Here is a 17,669-nt window from a genome sequence, read left to right as displayed (position 1 = left end):
CGGCGCGGGCGGGGGAGGGGTGTTGGCGGGTGGAGGGGCTCGGTGGGCAGGTGCGCCGGAGGGGCGCGGATTTGTTGGCATCGGTGGGTCATCGTGTTCGCATCGGGGTGTTGCCCAGTTCCACCGCCGCGCAGCGCCAGCGGAGGTCGGGGCCCTGTTCCAGGCGGAAGGCCATGGCTCGTACCTCTTCGCCCGCGGCGATGCTGGCGCAGGCCTCCACCACGCCGGGGGCCGGCTGGGCGCCTCGGCAGAGGCGGATGCCGGGCGGGTGCCTCGGGTTCTGAGGGGGGTGTGGGGGGCCAGTTCGGCGAGTTGGTCGTAGGCCTCGCCGATGGTGTGGCCGAGCATCCAGTGGACCGGGCGCTGGCCGCTCAGGACCGCCAGCAGGCGTTCCGCGAACCAGTGGTGGGGGCGCATGCGCCTCGGGGTCCGGTGGCGTTGGGCGGGTACGGTCTCGGGCCTGCGTGCGTCGTGCCGGCCTGCGGGCCGGGTCCTGTTCGTGGTCATCGCTGTAGCCCCCGTGCTCCAGAGGCCCGGTGAATACCGGGCGGTAACTTCTGCTGGTGATCTTCTACGGGGGCGCGGGGGCCGCCGCAAGCGTGGGTGGGGCCGGTCGGGTACCGGCTCGAATTCACCTGTCCGGGTGGTCGGGGCCTGCCGGAGCGGGGGCCCGGGGCGGGCCGGGCAGGGTGAGCGGACGTCACCGGGTGGACGGGGCGGGGCCCGTACGCGTAACTCCAAAGGGGGACGTCGCACGTATCCTGAGGGGGTCTCCGACTACGAAAGCGGCCCTGCCATGCGCGTGTACGTTCCTCTGACCCTCGCCGGTCTCGCAGCGGCGCACCGGGCCGGCGAACTGGGGCCCGGTCCGTTCACCGCCTACGCGGTGACCCCCGCCCTGCGCGAGTGGTACGTCTCCGACGACATCGAGGAGCTGGAGTACGCGGCGCTCAGCCGGGCCGCCTCCGCCTCGCTGCGGCTGATCGCCGGGGACCCGCAGGCCGTCCGGCGCCGGGTCGTCGTCGCCGTCGATGTCCCGGACAACGCCGCGGTCGCCGACCCGGACCACATTCTCGACGCCTCCTCGCTCGGCGAGGTCACGATCCCCGTCGCCGTGCGGCTGACCGCCGCCGCAGCGGTCCATGTCGACTCCGACGACGCGGACAAGGACGTCACGGCCGCCGCCGCCGCGCTCGGGGCCGCGGACCTCGGTGACGACGACGCGCAGTTCACCGTGGACGGCGCCGAGGACCACGAACTGCTCTGGTTCGGGGTCCAGGAGATTCCCCACCTCATCGGGTAGCCGGTCCGTTGTCAGTGGGGGCGAGTATTTTTCTGGGCATGGGTACTACGCCGGGAAATCGCCGCACGCATCTGGTCTGGGACTGGAACGGCACGCTGCTCGACGACAACACCGCCGTCGTCGGCGCGACCAACGCCGCGTTCGGCGAGATCGGCCTGGCCCCGATCACCGTGGAGCGGTACCGGGAGACGTACTGCGTCCCGATACCCCGTTTCTACGAGCGGCTGATGGGCCGCCTTCCCACCGACGCCGAGTGGGAGCGCATGGACGGCGCCTTCCACCGCCACTACACCGAGCAGCGGGACGCCTGCGGGCTGACCGCCGGCGCCGCCGAGCTGCTCGCCCAGTGGCAGCTGACCGGGCGGAGCCAGTCGATCATGAGCATGTACCAGCACGAGGAGCTGGTCCCCGTCGTACGGGGGTACGGCATCGAGCGGCACTTCGTGCGCGTCGACGGGCGCACCGGACCGTCCGGCGGCAGCAAGGCGCGGTACATGGAGCGGCACCTCGCGGAGCTCGCGGCCCTGGGCGGGATATCCCCGCGCCACACGGTCGTCATAGGCGACGCGGTGGACGACGCCGTGGCCGCCGCCCACGTCGGGGCCAAGGCGGTCCTCTACACGGGCGGCTCGCACAGCCGGGCCGGTCTGGAGAAGGCCGGTGTGCCCGTCGTGGACAGCCTGGCCGAGGCCACGGCCCTCGCGGAGCGGCTGGCGGAGTAGGGCGTTCCCGGTCGGGTGGGCCGTTCCCGGGTGCGCAGCCGTTCCCCGCGCGGCGGGCCCGGTCTGTCCAGAGTGTCAAATTTCGTGGCGTTCTTTTGTACACATCCGGAACGTGACGGTGACGGGCGCGGGCGAGATAGCCTGGACCCCGTGATCAGCGCGATACGCCTCGGGGGCAGCGAAGCCCCCGGCCGCCGCCCGGAGCGCCACAGTGCCCGGGTCGTCCCGACTGATCCTTCTTGCCCGGCCCGACCGCCGAAAATGGCCAATAAGGTCCCGGGGATCTCTCATCGCGGCATAGCGTCGACCCAGACCGGAAACCCCGCGTCTTGGCGTTACGCCGACCTTTTCACCTACGTCACGCAACGGCGCGCGACAGGAGCCAGAGGACATGCAGACCAAGCTGGACGAAGCCAAGGCCGAGCTGCTCGCACGGGCTGCCAAGGTAGCTGACAACAGCCCGGGCGGTGGTGTCGGCGGGCCGGGCGGTGCGGCCCGGGTGCGCGTCGCGGCCGCCTCGGCCGACGACGGCACGGGGGCCGGTCAGGAGGGTTCCCGCCAGGACGTCCTGCTCTCCTATCTCCAGCGCTACTACCTCCACACCGCTCCCGAGGACCTCGCGGGCCGGGACCCGGTCGACGTCTTCGGCGCCGCCTCGTCCCACTACCGGCTCGCCGAGGACCGGCCCCAGGGCAAGGCGAACGTCCGGGTGCACACCCCGACCGTCGAGGAGAACGGCTGGACGTGCAGCCACACCGTGATCGAGGTCGTCACGGACGACATGCCGTTCCTCGTGGACTCCGTCACCAACGAGCTCTCCCGCCAGGGCCGCGGCATCCACGTCGTGATCCACCCGCAGGTCATCGTCCGGCGTGATCTGACCGGCAAGCTGGTCGAGGTCCTCACCGAGGGCGCCGGTATCTCCACCGGACCCCAGCTCGGCCGGAAGAACGCCAAGGGGGCGAAGGACGCCAAGGCGGCGCTGCCGCACGACGCGGTCGTCGAGTCCTGGATCCACGTCGAGATCGACCGCGAGACCGACCGCGCCGACCTCAAGCAGATCCAGAGCGACCTGCTGCGCGTCCTGTCCGACGTACGGGAGACCGTCGAGGACTGGGAGAAGATGCGGGACGCGGCGCTGCGCATCGCCGACGACCTGCCCGGCGAGCCGCTCGACGACCTCGCCGACGACGAGATCAACGAGGCCAGGGAACTGCTGCGCTGGCTCGCCGCCGACCACTTCACCTTCCTCGGCTACCGCGAGTACGAGCTGAAGGACGACGACGCCCTGGCCGCCGTCCCCGGCACCGGCCTCGGCATCCTGCGCTCGGACCCGCACCACACCGAGGACGAGGCGCACCCGGTCAGCCCCTCCTTCGACCGGCTGCCCGCCGACGCCCGCGCCAAGGCCCGCGAGCACAAGCTGCTCGTCCTGACGAAGGCCAACAGCCGGGCGACCGTGCACCGCCCCGGCTACCTCGACTACGTCGGCGTGAAGAAGTTCGACGCCGAGGGCAACGTCATCGGTGAGCGCCGCTTCCTCGGCCTGTTCTCGTCCGCCGCCTACACCGAGTCCGTGCGCCGGGTCCCCGTCGTCCGCCGCAAGGTCGCCGAGGTGCTGGACGGCGCGGGCTTCACGCCCAACAGCCACGACGGCCGCGACCTGCTCCAGATCCTGGAGACCTACCCGCGCGACGAGCTGTTCCAGACGCCCGTCGACCAGCTGCGTTCGGTCGTCACCTCGGTGCTCTACCTCCAGGAGCGCCGCCGGCTGCGGCTCTACCTGCGCCAGGACGAGTACGGCCGCTACTACTCCGCGATCGTCTACCTGCCGCGCGACCGCTACACCACCGGTGTGCGGCTGCGGCTGATCGACATCCTCAAGGAGGAGCTGAACGGCACCAGCGTCGACTTCACCGCCTGGAACACCGAGTCGATCCTGTCCCGGCTGCACTTCGTCGTCCGGGTCGCCCAGGGCAGCGAGCTGCCGAGCCTCACCGACGCCGAGGCCGACCGCATCGAGGCCCGCCTGGTGGAGGCCGCCCGTTCCTGGGCCGACGGCTTCCAGGAGGCGCTGAACGCCGAGTGCGGCGAGGAGCGCGCCGCCGAACTGCTGCGCCTGTACGGGCACTCGTTCCCCGAGGGCTACAAGGCCGACCACTCGGCGCGCGCCGCCGTCGCCGACCTGGTCCACCTCGAAGCCCTCAAGGACAGCGAGCGGAACTTCTCCCTCAGCCTGTACGAGCCGGTCGGCGCCGCCCCCGGCGAGCGCCGCTTCAAGATCTACCGCACCGGCGAGCAGGTCTCGCTGTCCGCCGTCCTGCCCGCCCTCCAGCGGCTCGGCGTCGAGGTCGTGGACGAGCGCCCGTACGAGCTGCGCTGCGCCGACCGTACACACGCGTGGATCTACGACTTCGGTTTGCGGATGCCGCAGGGCACGGGCAGCGCCGGCTACCTGGCCGACGGCGCCCGCGAGCGGTTCCAGGAGGCCTTCGCCGCCGTCTGGACCGGCGAGGCGGAGAACGACGGCTTCAACGCGCTGGTGCTGGGCGCCGGTCTCGACTGGCGGCAGGCCGTGGTGCTGCGTGCCTACGCGAAGTACCTGCGCCAGGCCGGTTCCACGTTCAGCCAGGACTACATGGAGTCCACCCTCCAGAACAACGTCCACACCACCCGGCTGCTGGTCTCGCTCTTCGAGGCCCGGATGTCCCCGGGGCGCCAGAGCGCGGGCACCGAGCTGATCGACGGGCTCCTCGAAGAGCTCGACGGCGCCCTCGACCAGGTCGCCTCGCTGGACGAGGACCGCATCCTGCGGTCCTTCCTCACCGTCATCAAGGCGACCCTGCGCACCAACTTCTTCCAGCGCGGGGACGACGGCGGGCCGCACGCGTACGTGTCGATGAAGTTCGACCCGCAGTCCATCCCGGACCTGCCCGCGCCCCGCCCGGCGTTCGAGATCTGGGTCTACTCGCCGCGCGTGGAGGGCGTCCACCTGCGCTTCGGCAAGGTCGCCCGCGGCGGACTGCGCTGGTCGGACCGGCGCGAGGACTTCCGTACCGAGATCCTCGGCCTGGTCAAGGCGCAGATGGTGAAGAACACCGTCATCGTGCCGGTCGGCGCCAAGGGCGGCTTCGTCGCCAAGCAGCTTCCCGACCCCTCCGTGGACCGGGACGCCTGGATGGCCGAGGGCGTCGCCGCCTACCGCACCTTCATCTCCGCGCTGCTCGACATCACGGACAACCTGGTGGCCGGCGAGGTCGTGCCGCCCAAGGACGTCGTCCGGCACGACGAGGACGACACCTACCTCGTGGTCGCCGCCGACAAGGGCACCGCGAAGTTCTCCGACATCGCCAACGAGGTCGCCGTCGACTACGGCTTCTGGCTCGGTGACGCGTTCGCCTCCGGCGGGTCCGCGGGTTACGACCACAAGGGCATGGGCATCACCGCCCGCGGCGCCTGGGAGTCCGTCAAGCGGCACTTCCGGGAACTCGGGCACGACACCCAGACCGAGGACTTCACCGTCGTCGGCGTCGGCGACATGTCGGGCGACGTCTTCGGCAACGGGATGCTGCTCTCCGAGCACATCCGGCTCGTCGCCGCCTTCGACCACCGGCACATCTTCATCGACCCGACCCCGGACGCCGCGACCTCCTACGCCGAGCGGCGCCGCCTCTTCGACCTGCCGCGCAGCTCCTGGGCCGACTACGACAAGGAACTGATCTCCGCGGGCGGCGGCGTCCACCCGCGCAGCGCCAAGTCCATCCCGGTCAACGCCCACATGCGCGAGGCGCTCGGCATCGAGCCGGGGGTCATCAAGATGACGCCCGCCGAGCTGATGCAGACCATCCTCAAGGCCCCCGTCGACCTGGCGTGGAACGGCGGCATCGGCACGTACATCAAGTCCTCCGCCGAATCGAACGCGGACGTCGGCGACAAGGCCAACGACGCGATCCGCGTCAACGGCGCCGACCTGCGCGCCAAGGTCGTCGGCGAGGGCGGCAACCTCGGTGCCACCCAGCTCGGCCGGATCGAGTTCTCCCGGGGCGGCGGCCGGATCAACACCGACGCGATCGACAACAGCGCCGGTGTGGACACCTCCGACCACGAGGTGAACATCAAGATCCTGCTCAACGGCCTCGTCCGGGACGGCGACATGACCGTCAAGCAGCGCAACAAGCTGCTCGCCGAGATGACCGACGAGATCGGCCACCTGGTGCTGCGCAACAACTACGCGCAGAACACCGCCCTGGCCAACGCCGTCACCCAGGCACCCTCGCTGCTCCACGCCCACCAGCGGTTCATGCGCCGGCTGGGCCGCGACGGGTATCTCGACCGGGCCCTTGAGTTCCTGCCCACCGACCGGCAGATCCGTGAACTGCTGGCCGCCGGCAAGGGGCTCAGCCAGCCCGAGCTGGCCGTGCTGCTCGCGTACACGAAGATCACGGCGGCGCAGGAGCTGATCGGGACCAGCCTGCCGGACGACCCGCACCTGCAGAAGCTGCTGCACGCCTACTTCCCGCAGCAGCTGCGCGAGCGTTACGCCGAGGCGGTCGACGCCCACGCGCTGCGGCGCGAGATCATCACCACGGTCCTCGTCAACGACACGGTCAACAGCGGTGGTTCGACCTTCCTGCACCGGCTGCGGGAAGAGACCGGTGCCTCGATCGAGGAGATCGTGCGGGCGCAGTTCGCGGCCCGCGAGATCTTCGGGCTCAGCCAGGTGTGGGACGCCGTCGAGGCCCTCGACAACAAGGTCGCCGCCGCTGTGCAGACCCGTATCCGGCTGCACTCGCGCCGGCTCGTCGAGCGGGGTTCGCGCTGGCTGCTCGGCAACCGGCCGCAGCCGCTCGCCATCTCCGAGACGGTCGACTTCTTCCGCGACGGCGTCGAGCAGGTGTGGGCCGGGCTGCCCAAGATGCTGAAGGGTGCCGACCAGGAGTGGTACCAGGGCATCCTCGACGAGCTCACCGAGGCGGGCGTCCCGGACGAGCTGGCGCAGCGCGTCGCCGGCTTCTCGTCCGCCTTCCCGGCGCTCGACATCGTGGCGATCGCCGACCGTACGGGCAAGGATCCGCTGGCCGTCGCCGAGGTGTACTACGACCTCGCGGACCGGCTGGGGATCACCCAGCTGATGGACCGGATCATCGAGCTGCCGCGGGCCGACCGCTGGCAGTCCATGGCCCGTGCGTCCATCCGTGAGGACCTGTACGCGGCGCACGCGGCGCTCACGGGCGATGTGCTGAGCGTGGGCGACGGGGCGTCCTCGCCGCAGGAGCGGTTCGAGGCGTGGGAGGAGAAGAACGCGGCGATCCTGGCGCGGTCGCGGTCCACGCTGGAGGAGATCCAGGGGTCGGACGCGTTCGACCTGGCGAACCTGTCGGTGGCCATGCGGACGATGCGGACGTTGCTGCGTACGCACGTGTAGGCGTGGTGTGGCGGTGAGGTGAGGCGGCTGCCGGGGCGTCCCGGCAGCCGCCTTGTCCTTGCCGGACGGGCTTGGGTGGGGGCGCGGTGATTGCGGCTCGGGCTTTGTCCTCAAGCGCCGGACGGGCTGAAGGACGTCCTCAAGCGCCGGACGGGCTTGAAAAGTGTCCTCAAGCGCCGGACGGGCTTGAAAGATGTCCTCAAGCGCCGGACGGGCTGGGGGTGGTCGGGCGGGCTTGGAAGCGTTGTCGCGGTTTCTGGCCGGGGCCTTGTCCTCAAGCGCCGGACGGCTCGAAGGACGTCCTCAAGCGCTGGACCGGCTTGAAGGACGTCCTCAAGCGCTGGACCGGCTTGAAGGACGTCCTCACGTGTCGGGCGGGTTGGGTTGGTCTCAGGTGGGTGGGCCGGGTGGGCTCACTTGGTTCGTCGGTCGGGGCGGGTGGACTTTTCGTAGGCTGCCACCACTTCCTTCGCCGGGCCGTCCATGCGTAGCGTGCCGGCCTCCAGCCAGAGGGCCCGGTCGCAGGTTTCGGTGATCGACTTGTTGTTGTGGCTGACCAGGAACACCGTGCCGGCCAGACGGCGGAGTTCGATGATCCGGTCCTTGCTGCGGCGCTGGAACTTCGCGTCGCCCGTCGACAGGGCCTCGTCGATCAGCAGGACGTCGTGGTTCTTCGCGGCGGCGATCGAGAAGCGCAGGCGGGCGCCCATGCCGGAGGAGTACGTGCGCATCGGCAGCGTGATGAAGTCGCCCTTCTCGTTGATACCGGAGAAGTCGACGATCTCCTCGTAGCGCTCGCGGATCTCCGCGCGGGTCATGCCCATCGCGAGGCCGCCGAGCACGACGTTGCGTTCACCGGTCAGGTCGTTCATCAGTGCCGCGTTCACCCCGAGCAGCGAGGGCTGTCCGTGCGTGTGGACGCGGCCCTTCGTGGCGGGCAGCAGTCCGGCGATGGCCTTCAGCAGGGTGGACTTCCCCGAGCCGTTGGAGCCGATCAGCCCGATCGCCTCGCCCTTGTACGCGGCGAAGCTGACGCCCTTCACGGCATGCACCTCGCGCACCCCCGGGCTCTTGCGGCGCGAGGCGATGCGGCTCAGGGCGGAGGTGGCGCTGCCCCTGCCGGCGCGGGCGCCGTTGACCTTGTACGTGATGTGGACGTCGTCGACGACGACCGTCGGCACCGCGGAATCCGTGTGCTCAGCCACGTCCGTAACTCTCCTCGGCCTTCCAGAAGTAGATGAAGCCGCCCACTCCGCAGATCAGTGCCCAGCCCGCCGCGACGGCCCATACGTGCGGGGGCAGTTGGCCCGCGCCGAAGCTGTCGATGAGCGCGAACCGCATGAGGTCGATGAAGACGGCCGCCGGGTTGAGTTCCAGGGCGAGCTTCACCACGTGCGGGACGCTGTTGCCCCGCAGCATCGTGTCCATGCTCCACATCACGCCCGACGCGTACATCCAGGTGCGCAGGATGAACGGGGTGAGCTGGGCGATGTCCGGCGTGCGCGCGGCCAGGCGGGCCACGACCATCGAGACGCCCGTGTTGAAGACGGCCTGGAGGGCCAGGGCGGGCACCGCGAGCAGCCAGGACGGGCGCGGGTACTGGCCGAAGGCCAGCAGGATCAGGGTCAGCGCGCCCAGCGAGAAGAGCAGTTGCTGGAGCTGTTGCAGGGCGAGCGCGATGGGCAGCGAGGCGCGCGGGAAGTGCAGCGCCCGGACCAGCCCGAGGTTGCCGCTGATGGCACGGGTGCCCGCGGTGATCGAGGAGCTGGTGAAGGTCCAGATGAAGACGCCCGTGACCAGGAACGGGACGTAGTCCGGCACGCCGTGCTTGGTCTTCATCAGGATGCCGAAGATGAAGTAGTAGACCGTCGCGTTGAGCAGCGGGGTCATGATCTGCCAGATCTGGCCGAGCTTCGCCTGGCTGTACTGGGCGGTGAGCTTGGCGGTGGCGAAGGCCGTGATGAAGTGCCGCCGCCCCCACAGCTGCCGTACGTACGCCGGCAGGGACGGCCGCGCTCCGCTCACGGTCAGCCCGTGCCGTGCGGCGAGGGCCGCCAGCTCGCCCGATCCGTACACGGGCGGTTCGTACACCGGCGGTTCGTGCAGGGGCGGGGAGGCGGGCGGCGGGGCGTCCGCCGGGGCCTGGGCTGTTGTCTGGCTCACCACGATCGCTTTCGACGGGAGGCGGAGGAAGCGGAGAAGCGGGGATGCGGGGTGCGGGGGTGCGGGGGTGCGGGGTGCGGGGGTGCGGGCAGGTCAAGGCAGGGAAGCGGGTAGGGCGGGACGGCGAAGAGGGAACCGGCACCGCAGGGCCCGCGAGCCAGGCCGCGTGGCCAGGAAAGGACCGCTCGGCGACGGGACGGGACCGTATCGTCGCTACGCCGAGGGTAGGACGGTCCGACGCCGGAACGCAACCGTTTCGTCGTCGCGGACTATGATTCGGCCATGACCACCGACCCCGGAAGCCGCCGCCGAGCCCCGGCGGGAGCCGCCGTCCTGCGCGAGGACGTGACCGACGCCATCCGCAGCGCGGTGTTCGCGGAGCTGGCGGCGGTCGGCTTCGCGCGGATGTCCATCGAGGGCATCGCGCGGCGGGCGGGCGTCGGCAAGACCGCGGTCTACCGGCGCTGGAAGTCCAAGCTGCACCTGGTCCTGGACCTGGTCTCCGCCGTCGCCGCACAGGGCATGCCCGCCCCGGCCACCGGCTCGCTGTACGGGGACGTGCGCGCCGTGCTCGAACTGGCCGCGTACGCCCTGCGCCACCCGCTGGCCTCCCAGGTCATCCCGGACCTGCTGGTCGAGGCGGCCCGGAACCCGGAGATCTCCGATGCCATCAAGGCCGCCCTGCTCGACCCCCAGCAGGGCGTCGCAGCCGTGGTCGTCCGGGACGCCGTCGCACGCGGCGAGCTGCCGCCGGACAGCGACCCCGACCGCGCCCTCGACCTGATCGTCGGCCCGCTCTACTGGCGGCTCGCGGTGGTCCGGGGCGAGCTGCCGGCGGGGTATCTGGACGACCTCGCCGCCTCCGCCGTGGCCGCCCTCACACACCGGGCGGACCCCGCCGTGTGACGCTTCGATCATGTGTCCAAGCGTGCTTGTAGGGGTCACCCTTCCATCGGTTAGTCTGGTGGGCGGGCCGCCCACCGGGCCTTCCGGAGCACGCGTTCACCGTGCACCAGGACCGCCCGGGTGAAGCCCCGGGCAGGCGAGCACGGTGCAGGCGTAGTCACTCGTTCGGGACCGTAACCGGTGACCCCCGACCGTCCATACGGTTGAGCCCTACGGATAGCCAGGCCCTTGATGAACGGACGTGCTCAACATGCCGCCACGGCTCAGTGTCGTTGTCCCCGTCTACAACGTGGAACTCTTCCTGACGGACTGCCTGAAGTCCCTCGCGGAGCAGACCATGACCGACCTCGAGGTGGTGATGGTCGACGACGGGTCCACCGACGGCAGTGCCGCTCTGGCCGCCGAATTCGCCGCGCGGGACGACCGCTTCAAGCTGGTCAGCCAGAAGAACGGCGGACTCGGGCACGCCCGTAACACCGGTGTCCGCAACTGCGACCCGGAGAGCCGCTACCTGGCCTTCGTCGACAGCGACGACGTGATCCCGCCGAACGCGTACGAACTGCTCGTCGGCGCCCTGGAGGAGACCGGCTCGGACCTCGCGTCCGGCAACGTGCTGCGCCTGCGGGGCGGCGGCAAGCTCCAGCAGTCGCCGATGTTCCGCAAGCCGATGGCCACCACCCGGCTGAAGACCCACGTCTCCCGCGACCTGGACCTCCTCGGCGACCGCATCGCCTGCAACAAGGTCTTCCGGCGCTCCTTCTGGGACAAGAACGAGTTCGCCTTCCCGGTCGGCGCGCTGTACGAGGACATCCCCGTCGTGCTGCCCGCGCACTTCCTGGCCAAGTCGGTCGACATCATCAAGGACCCCGTCTACCACTGGCGCGACCGCCCCGGCTCGATCACCACCAGCCGGGCCGTCGTCCGGGGCGTCCGCGACCGCGTCGCGCACGTGCAGGGCGTCTCGACGTTCCTGGCCCAGAACCGCACGCCCGCCGACAAGAACCACTACGAGGACCACGCGCTGGCCAACGACCTCTGGTACTTCATGGAGGTCCTGCCCGACGGCGACGAGGAATACCGCGCCGCGTTCCTCACGTACACCAACAAGTTCCTGGACCAGGTCGACCCCTCGGTGCTCGACGGGCTTCCGCTGCGCCTGCGCGTGATGTGGTACCTGGTGCGCGAGCACCGCATGGACGAGCTGCTGGCGCTGCTGATCCAGGAAAAGCGCGAACCCGGCGCCTTCGAGGTCAGCGGTGTGCGCCGGCGCCAGGCCAACTACCCCGTCCTCACCCGGCCCGTGCCCGCCCCGGTGCTGCGCGTCGCCGACCGCGACCTGCCGCTCGCCGCCCGGCTGCGCGACGCCCAGTGGCGCGACGGCAAGCTGCACCTCAAGGGCTACGCGTACGTCCGCAACCTGCCCGTCACCTCCGGGCCCAGCGAGTTCCGGATCGGCTGGCTCCGCGCCGGCCGGCGCAACGTCGTCCCGCTGCGGCTGCGCCGGGTCGACGAGCCCGAGGCCACCGCCCGCGCCCGCCAGAGCCTGCACGACTACCACCGGTCCGGCTTCGAGACCTCCGTCGACGCCTCCAAGCTCCGCATCCGGGGCGACGGCGGCCCCAAGCAGCTCACCTGGCAGTTCGAGGTCGGCATCGCCAGGAACGGCCTGCTGCGCCGCGCCTACCCGTCCGTCCGGGAGGCATCCGTCGCGCCGCCCGTCCACCGCCCCGACGGCGACCACCGCATCGTGCCCGCCTTCGAGGGCGACAAGCTGGTGGTGCACGCCGAGCGGGTCGACGCCCGGTTCGAGTCGCACGACGCGGGCGACACGGCCGGCACCGTCCGGGTCACCGGCGTGGTCCGGTCCCGCCTCGTCAAGGGCGAACTGACGCTGCGTCTGACGCACGGCGCCACCAAGGCCACGTACGAGGCCCCGGTCACCGTGAGCGGAGGCGGCGGCCCCGCCGCCGGCTGGAGCCGCTTCACCGCCGAACTCCGGCTCTCCGCGATCGAGGAGGCCCGCCCCACGGAGGACGACGCGCCCAGGAGCGTGGCGTACAGCGTCCACCTGACCGGCCCGGGCGGCCTGAAGGCGTCGCTCGACACACCGGGCGCGGTGCCGCCCGGCCGCTACCCCCTCGCCGACTCCTCCGGCGGCGGGGCCGGCGAGCTGGCCTTCTTCGCCAGCGCGCGCGGCAACCTGGTGATCAGCGACCGCCCCGTGCAGCCCGCCGTCGAACTGGCGAGCTGGACGGACGACGGCCGGCTGTTCCTGGAGGGCACCTACCCCGAGGACCCGGAGCACCCGGTCGAGCTGGTCGCGCAGAACAGCAGCCACCGCGAGGAGCAGATCTTCCCGGTCGAGTTCACCGGACCCGAGGACGCGCGCCGCTTCCGCGCCGAACTGCGGCCCGACGCCGTCGAGGGACCGGGCGGCGCGCTGCCGCTGGGCGAGGGCAACTGGTACTTCTTCCTCCGGGACAGGGGCGCCGCCGACGAGAGCCGCGACCGCGCGCTGCGCATCCCCGCCTCGGCCTTCCACACCCTGCCCGTCACCCGCCACCTCTCCGGCCGCGACTACACCCTGGAACGGCGCTTCGGCGACCAGCTCCTCGTCGTCTCCGGCTCCGTGCTCGGCGCCGCCGAACGCGGCCCGCGCGCCAAGCGCCTGCTGAGCGAGGCCTACGCGGCCCAGCGCACCGAACCGGTGCGCGCCGCCGCCCTCTACAGCACCTTCGACGGCCGCCAGTTCTCCGACTCGCCGCGCGCCGTCTACGAGGAGCTGGTGCGCCGGGGCACCGAGGTGGAGCACCTCTGGGTCGTCCGCGACCAGCAGGCCATCATCCCCGAGGGCGCCACCGCCGTCGAGCACGGCTCGGTCGCCTGGCACGAGGCGCTGGCCCGCAGCCGCTACATCGTCACCAACACGCAGCTGCCCGAGTGGTTCGAGCGGCGCGAGGACCAGACCGTCGTCCAGACCTGGCACGGCACCCCGCTCAAGCGCATCGGCCTCGAACTCGCGGGCACCGCCCAGGCGAACGCCGCCTACATCGCCACCCTCGCCGAGCGGGCCAGGCAGTGGAGCTTCCTGGTCTCGCCGAACACGTACTCCACACCCGTCCTGCGCCGTTCGTTCGGCTTCGAGGGCGAGGTCCTGGAGTGCGGCTACCCGCGCAACGACATCTTCCACGCCCCCGACCGCGCCAAGGTCGCCGCGGCGGTACGGGAGAAGCTCGGCATCCCGGCCGGCAAGCGCGTCGTCCTGTACGCGCCGACCTGGCGCGAGGACCAGCGCCTGGGCGGCGGCCGCTACTCGCTCGGCCTCCAGCTCGACCTGGCCGCCGCCGAACGCGAACTCGGCGACGACACCGTGCTTCTGGTGCGCCGTCACTACATGGTCACCGACCGGCTCCCGGACAGCGGCACCGGCTTCGTCCGCGACGTCTCCCGCTACCCCGACGTCGGTGAACTCATGCTCATCAGCGACGCCCTGGTCACCGACTACTCCTCGCTGATGTTCGACTTCGCCCAGACCGGGCGGCCGATGCTCTTCCACACCTACGACCTGGAGCACTACCGCGACACGCTGCGCGGATTCAGCTTCGACTTCGAGTCCCGGGCGCCCGGACCCCTGATCCCGGGCTCCGACGACCTGATCGAGGCGCTGCGGGACCCGGAGCGGGCCATCGCGGGACACGCCAAGGCGTACGAGCAGTTCCGGCACGACTTCTGCGACCTCGACGACGGCCGGGCGTCCGCCCGCGTGGTCGACCGCATGCTGTAGCCGACACCCCTGGGGCCCACCGCCCCTCCCGTGCCCGGCCGGTACCGCCACCGGCCGGGCACGGGTGTGTCCGGGGCGGGGGGTTTACGCGACGGTGACGGTTCGGTGCGTTGCTTAGCGTCGCCTCCTTGCTACGTTCTGCTTTCATGGGTATCCGAATGTGGGGCGAAAGGGACGTACGGCGGGCCGGAGCCGCCGTACTCCTCGCGGCGGCCGCCGGCCTCATCGCCCGCATGATCATCGCGGCCAACTCGCCCGGCCCGGCCGACGTGCGCATCTTCCGGGGGTTCGCCGAGGCCATCACCGTGTACGGCCCCGTCCGCATCTACGAGCACCCGCTTCCCGGCCTGCCCGTCTACAACCACCCACCGCTGGCCGGCTGGATGCTGATGGGGCTGGACAGCCTCACCGGCCTCGGCTTCTCCTTCTCCACCCTGATCAGGATCCCCGCGTCGGCCGCCGACTTCTGCTGCGCGCTCCTCGTGTTCGAGATCGTCCGCCGCCGGGCCGCCCCGCGCACCGCGATGCTCTGCGGCATCGGCGTCGCCGTCAGCCCGGTGCTCATCGCCACCTCCGGCTACCACGGCAACACCGACGCGGTCGCCATCGCCTTCGCCCTGGCCGCGGCCCACCTGCTGGCCGACCGGAAGGCGCCGCTCGCCGCGGGCGTGGCCGCGGCGCTCTCGATCAGCGTCAAGTTCATCCCGGTGGTGGTGATCCCCGCCCTGTTCGTGGCCGCGCTGCGCGGCGGGCGCCCGGTCCTGGTCCGCTTCGCCGCCGGCTTCGCGGGGCTCGGCGCGCTCGTGTGGGGGCCGGCCCTGGTGACCGTGCCACTGGACCTGGAGCGCAACGTCCTGGAGTACGCGGGCGGCAGCTACCGGCTGTGGGGCCTCGTACGGTTCGCGGACGTCATCGGGCTGCCCGAGTCCGTCATCACCTTCATGCAGGGCGGCGGCCACTTCCTCGTCGTACTCGTCTGTGTGGCCGCCGGAATCCGGCTCGCCTGGCTGCGGCCCGCCCAGCTCCCCGGTGTCGTCGCCCTCACCCTGGGCCTGCTGCTGCTCCTGTCCACCGCCTCCGGCCTCCAGTACCTGACCTGGGCGGCCGCCGGGATGTTCGTACTCGGCGCGGCCGAGGGGTTCACGTACAGCGCGGTCGTCGGCCTGGTCGCCGTACTCGGCTACAGCGGGCGCTCCGCCGTGCGCTGGAGCGAGCCCGTGCTGTACCTGGGCGCCGCCGGCTGGCTCGTACTGGCGGCCGGGCTCGCCACCGGTCTGCGCCGGGTCCTCGCGGCCGCCGGCCCTGCCCATCCGTCGACCGAAACCGCCCCCCGAGCGCAACTGGAGAACGCCCCGTGAAGGAAAGCCCGAGTCCCAGGATCGGCATCCTGGTGGTCGCGTACAACGCGGAGACAACGCTGGAGAAGACCCTCGACCGGATTCCGGAGGACTTCCGGTCGAGGATCGACGAGGTCCTCATCCTCGACGACGCGAGCCACGACGCGACCTTCACCGCGGGCTGCCGCTGGTCGCAGGCCGAGGGAATGCCGCGGACCGTGGTGATGCGGCACACCAAGAACCTCGGCTACGGCGGCAACCAGAAGGCCGGATACGCCCTGGCGGCCGAGCACGGACTGGACATCGTCGTGCTGCTGCACGGCGACGGACAGTACGCCCCCGAACTCCTCCCCGAGATGGTCGCCCCCATCGAACGCGGCGAGTGCGAAGCCGTGTTCGGGTCACGGATGATGACGTCGGGCAGCGCCCTCAAGGGCGGCATGCCGATGTACAAGTGGCTCGGCAACCGCGTCCTCACCCGGCTGGAGAACGGCCTGCTCGGCTCCGGACTGACCGAATTCCACTCCGGATACCGCGCCTACAGCGTCGCCGCCCTGAAGCAGCTGCCGATCGACCGGAACACCGACGCCTTCGACTTCGACACCCAGATCATCGTCCAGCTGCTGAACGCGGGCATGCGGATCAAGGAGATCCCGGTGCCCACGTACTACGGCGACGAGATCTGCTACGTCAACGGCATGAAGTACGCCAAGGACGTCGTCAAGGACGTCCTCGAATACCGGCTGGCCGTCAAGGGGTTCGGGACCTGCCCCTGGATCCCCAAGCCCGTCGACTACGCCTTCAAGGAGGGCGACGGCTCCTCGCACGCCGTCATCCTGGAGAAGATGCGCCGGCTGCCGCCCGGCCGGGTCCTCGATCTCGGCTGCTCCGGCGGCCTGTTCGCCGAACGCCTGGAGTCCCTGGGCCACGAGGTGACCGGCGTGGACTACGTCGAGGTGCCGGGCGTGCGCGAGAGGTGCACCCACTTCCACCTCGCCAACCTGGAGGAGGGGCTGCCCGCGGACATCGGCACCGGCTTCGACTACGTGGTGGCCGGGGACGTCATCGAGCACCTCTCCCGCCCCGAACGCGTCCTCGCCGAGGTCGCGGGCGTGCTGCGGCCCGGCGGCCGGGTGCTGCTGTCCGTGCCCAACTTCAGCCACTGGTACTCCCGGCTGCGGGTCGCCGTCGGGGCCTTCGGCTACGACCGCCGGGGCATCCTCGACGAAACGCATCTGCGCTTCTTCACCCGGGCCAGCCTGCGCCGTACCGTGCGCGCCGCCGGATACGACGTCCTGGACCTCGCGTCCACCGGGGCGCCGTTCTGGTCGCTGCTCGGCCGGGGACCGCTCGCCGCGGTGCTCGGCGGGATGTCGCGGCTGCTGACCCGCATCAGGCCGACGCTGTTCGGCTATCAGCACGTCGCACTGCTCACCCCGCATGCGGCCGAGACGATCATCGCTGGAGAGCACGTCGATGTACAGGACATCCTCAACCGACAGTACGTCCCCGCCGACCGGGTCGGTGTCTGAGGCACCCCGCCCCGGGCCCGCCGCGGTCCCGGCGCCCGAGCCCCCCGCCCCCGCAGTCAGGAGCAAGGCCTTGACCCTCCCCAGTGTGCTGCTGCTCCTGTTCGCCGTGTTCTCGTCGGCGGGCGGCCAGATCATGCTCAAGCACGGGATGAAGGGCGCCGCTGCCGCCGCCGGGCGGGACGGCGGCTCCGTCGCCCTGCGCGCCGCCGGCAGCCCCTGGGTCGTGCTCGGCCTGGTGGTCTTCGCGGTGTCCGCGCTCGCCTGGATGACGACACTGGCCAAGGTGCCGCTCTCCGTCGCGTACCCCTTCAACGCGCTCGGCTACCTGCTGATCGTGCTCGCCGGGGCGACCGTGCTGCACGAGCGGACCTCGCTGTGGACCTGGGGCGGCTCGCTGCTCGTGGTGGTCGGCCTCGTCACGGTCATGGCCGGTCAACAGGGCTGAGTCCGTACGACGCCGAAGGGCCCGCCACCGGAACGTTCCGGCGGCGGGCCCT

The 17,669-nt window shown here is 71.2% G+C and carries 10 protein-coding genes and 1 pseudogene; 8 read left to right on the top strand and 3 right to left on the bottom strand.

What is annotated here, in order from left to right:
• Positions 1-88: 88 nt before the first annotated feature.
• Positions 89-507: pseudogene (locus P8A18_RS12055) on the bottom strand (Rv3235 family protein).
• A 289-nt stretch (positions 508-796) separates the two neighbouring features.
• Here P8A18_RS12055 and P8A18_RS12050 point away from each other — a divergent pair.
• From P8A18_RS12050 to P8A18_RS12040, 3 genes are all read left to right on the top strand, one after another.
• Entirely contained in the window at positions 797-1,303 is a 507-nt protein-coding gene (locus P8A18_RS12050) for a DUF6912 family protein (protein WP_306054065.1), read from the top strand.
• Between the two features lie 38 nt (positions 1,304-1,341).
• On the top strand, positions 1,342-2,025 hold the full coding sequence (locus P8A18_RS12045) for an HAD family hydrolase (protein ID WP_306054063.1): 684 nt from the start codon (positions 1,342-1,344) through the stop codon (positions 2,023-2,025).
• 391 nt (positions 2,026-2,416) lie between these two features.
• Positions 2,417-7,450, top strand: a complete 5,034-nt coding sequence (locus P8A18_RS12040; RefSeq protein WP_306054061.1) for an NAD-glutamate dehydrogenase — start codon at positions 2,417-2,419, stop codon at positions 7,448-7,450.
• Positions 7,451-7,863: 413 nt separating this feature from the next.
• Here P8A18_RS12040 and P8A18_RS12035 read toward each other — a convergent pair whose 3' ends face one another.
• Both P8A18_RS12035 and P8A18_RS12030 read right to left on the bottom strand, forming a co-directional pair.
• Complete coding sequence (locus P8A18_RS12035) at positions 7,864-8,655, bottom strand: ABC transporter ATP-binding protein (RefSeq protein WP_306054060.1); 792 nt, start codon at positions 8,653-8,655, stop codon at positions 7,864-7,866.
• On the bottom strand, positions 8,648-9,556 hold the full coding sequence (locus P8A18_RS12030; RefSeq protein ID WP_306060843.1) for an ABC transporter permease: 909 nt from the start codon (positions 9,554-9,556) through the stop codon (positions 8,648-8,650). Before P8A18_RS12030 ends, P8A18_RS12035 begins: the two co-directional genes overlap by 8 nt.
• A gap of 339 nt (positions 9,557-9,895) precedes the next feature.
• On the opposite strand from P8A18_RS12030, the gene P8A18_RS12025 reads away from it, so the two are divergent.
• The 5 genes from P8A18_RS12025 (at position 9,896) to P8A18_RS12005 (ending at position 17,617) form a co-directional block, all read left to right on the top strand.
• On the top strand, positions 9,896-10,519 hold the full coding sequence (locus P8A18_RS12025; RefSeq protein WP_018555961.1) for a TetR/AcrR family transcriptional regulator: 624 nt from the start codon (positions 9,896-9,898) through the stop codon (positions 10,517-10,519).
• Positions 10,520-10,760: 241 nt separating this feature from the next.
• Positions 10,761-14,303, top strand: a complete 3,543-nt coding sequence (locus P8A18_RS12020; protein ID WP_306054058.1) for a bifunctional glycosyltransferase/CDP-glycerol:glycerophosphate glycerophosphotransferase — start codon at positions 10,761-10,763, stop codon at positions 14,301-14,303.
• A gap of 158 nt (positions 14,304-14,461) precedes the next feature.
• On the top strand, positions 14,462-15,661 hold the full coding sequence (locus P8A18_RS12015; protein ID WP_371933770.1) for a glycosyltransferase family 39 protein: 1,200 nt from the start codon (positions 14,462-14,464) through the stop codon (positions 15,659-15,661).
• Entirely contained in the window at positions 15,658-17,172 is a 1,515-nt protein-coding gene (locus tag P8A18_RS12010) for a bifunctional glycosyltransferase/class I SAM-dependent methyltransferase (protein ID WP_306054054.1), read from the top strand. Before P8A18_RS12015 ends, P8A18_RS12010 begins: the two co-directional genes overlap by 4 nt.
• Before the next feature lie 70 nt (positions 17,173-17,242).
• Positions 17,243-17,617, top strand: a complete 375-nt coding sequence (locus tag P8A18_RS12005) for an EamA family transporter (RefSeq protein WP_202453469.1) — start codon at positions 17,243-17,245, stop codon at positions 17,615-17,617.
• Positions 17,618-17,669: the final 52 nt, after the last annotated feature.

Origin of the sequence: Streptomyces sp. Mut1 (assembly GCF_030719295.1) — a bacterium.
Taxonomy (GTDB): domain Bacteria; phylum Actinomycetota; class Actinomycetes; order Streptomycetales; family Streptomycetaceae; genus Streptomyces; species Streptomyces castrisilvae.
Note: the sequence above shows the minus strand (reverse complement) of the source record. Positions and strands in the feature narration are given on the sequence as shown.